Below are 4,581 nucleotides of genomic sequence, written 5' to 3'. Positions count from 1 at the left end.
TACAAGGTTCACGAGACGCGGTGCGTCTCGTGAGCAAACCAGAAATCGAAGATTTCTGGTGTGAGCGGTTCCCGCAGGTCGCCGGAGGCGACCGAGGAAACCCGACGCAGTAAAAAGTGGTCTTACTTGCCGCGGCCTTTGCCGCTGTGGACGCTCGGGCGGGTGTGCTCGGTGCCCTTGCCCTTCTCGTCGAGACCACGGTTGGACTGGCCGGCGCTGGTCAGGCCACGGTAGGCTCGACCGCGTTGGGAGTCGTCACAGATCCAGTTGAGATCGTCGTCGTTCTGGATGGCCGGGTGCTCGGGGTCCAGCAGGATCACCTCGAACCACTTCTGGCGGCCGTCCTCGCCGACCCAGTAGGAGTTGAGCACGCGCAGGTTGCGGTACTTCCGGGTGGCGCGCTCTTCGGCGACGCGCTGGAGGTTCTTCCGGCGGGTGATGCGCGTCACGCCCTGGCGCTTCGAGCGGCGACCGGCCGTGAAGCGCTGCTTGCGTGCGCCACCCTTGCGGATGCTCGCGCGGACGACGACGACGCCCTGTTTTGCCTTGTAGCCCAGCGAACGGGCCTTGTCCAGGCGGGTCGGGCGCTCGACGCGCTCGAGGGCGCCCTGGTCGCGCCAGTCCTGCTGTCGCTGCCACTGGAGTTCGGCGAGTTTGCCGTCGTCCGGGTCGTTCCATGCCTCTCGGATATGGGAGTAGAAGCTTCGTGCCATGGTTCGTCACCACGGGCGTTGCGTGGTTCAATTCCCCGGGGGGAATCACATCCCGACCTGTGGGCCGCGCGGAGGTCCGCACGGCACGGCAGGTGCCCGCTGGTGCCCGTCGACCAGCGAGTTACCGATTCTTTCCCCCTTCATCGGTTAAGCGCTTCGAACTTCCACGACCGCGTGGACGCTTCGTGCATACTCGCGTCCGAGTCCTATTCCTCAGTCCCCGCCGTTCCGCCGTCGACTTCGTCTCCCTGTTCGCCGTTTCGGACACTTCGAGACGACCTGCGTGCCAAATTTGGTATCGCGACATGCCATTTATGAGTCTCCCTGTCGCACCGTTTCTCATTCGTCGCGGTATCGTCTGGCGCCGGTGAAACAGGTTGCAGAGCGCTTGAGCGTCTGCTCGGTCAGGTCACGGAGAACAGTCCGTTGCCCCCGACGGATGCCGTCTCTCTAGCGACGACTGGCACGTTGGGGAACTCGTCATTGATGGCCACGCGACTGTCGAGCCTGCTCTGTCGGGGACCCAGTTTTGATGGGTCTACTCGAACTGCGGGAGACGTTGGGGCTCCCCGCTCACACGTGGGTCTGGGCGGTCTCGAAGGAACCGTCGAGAATCGCGTCCGCGACGGCGTCCGCGTCAATGTCGGCAGTGAGTTGCGGGTATTTGCGTCTGAAGTAACTGACTAGGTTCTCGACGTCTCGGGCCAGGAACTCGGACGCGTTCTCGTGGTCGGTCGGCACGGCCTGGGGCCAGTCGAAGATGGTGATTCCCTCGGTGTTGACGAAGACGTTGTACTCGCTCATGTCCGCGTGCACGTAGCCCTCGTCGTACGCCGTCTGGAGTTCGTCGAGAATCAGATCGAGAACCGGCACGACCTGCTCGTCTTCGAGTTTCGTCCGGGAGAGTTCTGCACCGTTTATCTTCTCCATGACGATGGCGTGGCGGTTCTGGTCGATCGGACGCGGGACGCTGACGTCGGGGTACAGCGCCTCCAGGGCGTCGTACTCGCGCTCGGCGGCCTTCCGGGCAGTGTACTGCCAGGAGACGTGGTCCTTGTCGGACGTGTACTCCCGCTCTTTCATGACTTCCCGGAAGTTGGTGTACCCCTCGCGGTGGAACTTCAGTGCCAGCGGTTTGTAGGACTTCACCTCGAAGACGTCGCTCTCCTTGCCGACCCCCAGCGGTGCGCCGAACGCTTCGATGGTGTCGCGTTCGATGAGCGCGTGCAGGGCCAGCGCGTCGTACCCCTCGAAGGTGAGTTTGTAGCCCGTGTACTGGATGGTCTTGCGCTCGATCAGCCCGCGGTCCTCACAGCGGTCCAGTCGGTAGTCGACGTTCTCCGGTGTGAGCCGCGAGAAATCGGGGATCTTCTGCGTTGCGACCCACTCCGAGAACCGCATCCCCTGCTCGATCCCCGAGAGCAGATAGAAATCCTCGGGCTCGAGCTCAGCCATCAGCGGCGCGACGTTCTGGACCATTAGCGGCCCGTAGACGGTCGTTGCGTAAAAGCCCGACGCGTCCGGGTCGTGCCGCCAATGTACTGCATACCGCTATACAGAATCGCGCCCTCTCCGTGCTCGATCGTCTGGATAGTGGTCGGCCTTCTGCCTCAGACGAGCAACAGTCGGACTGTACGTGCGTTTTGAGGGCTACTGACGACGAAATTATTTGTTGTTTACGCACGTGCGCGAATGTGACCACAGTGGGTTCCTCGCTTCTGCTACAGCTGGCTTCGTCTCTGTTGCGCCCCAGCGAAGTTCTCAGCGGCTTCACTATTTTCCGGGGGAGATCGGCGTACAGTCCCGAACATATCCATCAATATCTTCTGTGGACTGCTGACCTGTGTTGTGGTTTTGGTTGCCACACAGCCGTCTCTATCGACGGGTATTTATGTATCACCCCCATCGGAGGTAATGTACGCGGCAGATGGCGGCCAGCGGCCTCAGGCCGCTACGCCATCGACACTCTAGGCGAGGTCTCCTCGCTGATGATGATACGTGATAGGGGCACTGCTTCGCAGCGCCTCGAAAGATGAGGATTTCACCCCTGCGGCTTTGCCGTACAGATGGGATCTGATGTGAGCCCTGACAGTTCGGTGATGTATTATCACCGAATGACGGACAGAGACATAGCGTGTCTCCGCCAGCCCCCCATGATTGGGGAACCATTCCGGTTGATCCTGCCGGAGGCCATTGCTATCGGAGTCCGACTTAGCCATGCTAGTTGCACGAGTTCAGACTCGTGGCGGATAGCTCAGTAACACGTGGCCAAACTACCCTACAGACCGGCATAACCTCGGGAAACTGAGGCTAATTCCGGATAGTGCTTCTACGGTGGAACACCGAGGAGCGTGAAATACTACGGTGCTGTAGGATGTGGCTGCGGCCGATTAGGTAGACGGTGGGGTAATGGCCCACCGTGCCGATAATCGGTACGGGTCGTGAGAGCGAGAACCCGGAGACGGTATCTGAGACAAGATACCGGGCCCTACGGGGCGCAGCAGGCGCGAAACCTTTACACTGCACGACAGTGCGATAGGGGGACTCCGAGTGCGAGGGCATATCGTCCTCGCTTTTGTACACCGTAAGGTGGTGTACGAATAAGAACTGGGCAAGACCGGTGCCAGCCGCCGCGGTAATACCGGCAGTTCGAGTGATGGCCGCTCTTATTGGGCCTAAAGCGTTCGTAGCCGGCCGAGCAAGTCCGTCGGGAAATCCAGCAGCTTAACTGCTGGACGTCCGGCGGAAACTGCTCGGCTTGGGACCGGGAGACTCGAGAAGTACGTCCGGGGTAGGAGTGAAATCCCGTAATCCTGGACGGACTACCGATGGCGAAAGCATCTCGAGAGCACGGATCCGACGGTGAGGAACGAAAGCTGGGGTCTCGAACCGGATTAGATACCCGGGTAGTCCCAGCCGTTAACGATGCCCGCTAGGTATGGCACAGGCTACGAGCCTGTGCTATGCCGCAGTGAAGACGCAAGCGGGCCGCCTGGGAAGTACGTCCGCAAGGATGAAACTTAAAGGAATTGGCGGGGGAGCACTACAACCGGAGGAGCCTGCGGTTTAATTGGACTCAACGCCGGACATCTCACCAGCACCGACAGTAGGAGTGAAGATCAGGCTGATGGTCTTATCGGACCTACTGAGAGGAGGTGCATGGCCGCCGTCAGCTCGTACCGTGAGGCATCCTGTTAAGTCAGGCAACGAGCGAGACCCGCATTCCTAATTGCCAGCAGCACCCTTGTGGTGGCTGGGTACATTAGGAAGACCGCCACGGCTAACGTGGAGGAAGGAACGGGCAACGGTAGGTCAGCATGCCCCGAATGTGCTGGGCAACACGCGGGCTACAATGGCCGGGACAAAGGGTTGCCACCCCGAAAGGGGACGCTAATCCCATAAACCCGGTCGTAGTTCGGATTGCGGACTGAAACTCGTCCGCATGAAGCTGGATTCGGTAGTAATCGCGTGTCAGAAGCGCGCGGTGAATACGTCCCTGCTCCTTGCACACACCGCCCGTCAAAGCACCCGNTGAACACTGAACTGTCAGGGCTTTCACCCCTCTTCGGAGGGGCGACCGATAGCTCAGTGGCAGAGCACCGTCTTCGACGGTTGCCTCGGTTCGATTCCGAGTCGGTCACTCACCAATGCACCAGCTCGCGAAAGCGTGGCTGGGAAGGGTACGATGTCGCACGCTCTACCACCGCGTGTGAACGATGACGACCGTGTGTACGTGCAATCCAGACGTCAACTGGACCCGTTTCATCGTGGAACGTGTGTCCGACTATTCTGGAACCGTTAGGTTCCAGAGCATCAATTGGCTACTATGCCACTTGGTGGATAGCTCGGCTCGAGCGCCGACGAAGGA

2 protein-coding genes and 1 rRNA gene are annotated in these 4,581 nt (G+C 60.4%); 1 reads left to right on the top strand and 2 read right to left on the bottom strand.

Annotated elements, in window-relative coordinates:
- Nucleotides 1-122: 122 nt before the first annotated feature.
- Both ACFR9U_RS11750 and ACFR9U_RS11745 read right to left on the bottom strand, forming a co-directional pair.
- The gene (locus ACFR9U_RS11750) at nucleotides 123-713 is read right to left on the bottom strand and encodes a 50S ribosomal protein L15e (protein WP_247380899.1); all 591 of its coding nucleotides are present in this window, start codon (nucleotides 711-713) and stop codon (nucleotides 123-125) included.
- Nucleotides 714-1,286: 573 nt separating this feature from the next.
- Nucleotides 1,287-2,192: a serine/threonine-protein kinase RIO2 gene (locus tag ACFR9U_RS11745; RefSeq protein ID WP_247380902.1), complete on the bottom strand. Its 906-nt coding sequence runs from the start codon at nucleotides 2,190-2,192 to the stop codon at nucleotides 1,287-1,289.
- A 688-nt stretch (nucleotides 2,193-2,880) separates the two neighbouring features.
- Between ACFR9U_RS11745 and ACFR9U_RS11740 the strand changes: the two genes are divergently transcribed.
- Nucleotides 2,881-4,279, top strand: a 16S ribosomal RNA gene (locus tag ACFR9U_RS11740).
- Nucleotides 4,280-4,581: the final 302 nt, after the last annotated feature.

Origin of the sequence: Halorientalis brevis (assembly GCF_042678165.1) — an archaeon.
GTDB classification, from domain to species: Archaea; Halobacteriota; Halobacteria; order Halobacteriales; family Haloarculaceae; genus Halorientalis; species Halorientalis brevis.
Note: the sequence above shows the minus strand (reverse complement) of the source record. Positions and strands in the feature narration are given on the sequence as shown.

Coding starts and splice junctions, on each gene's coding strand:
- ACFR9U_RS11750 (WP_247380899.1), bottom strand. CDS start 713: ATGGCACGAAGCTTCTACTCCCATATCCGAGAGGCATGGAACGACCCG.
- ACFR9U_RS11745 (WP_247380902.1), bottom strand. CDS start 2,192: ATGGTCCAGAACGTCGCGCCGCTGATGGCTGAGCTCGAGCCCGAGGAT.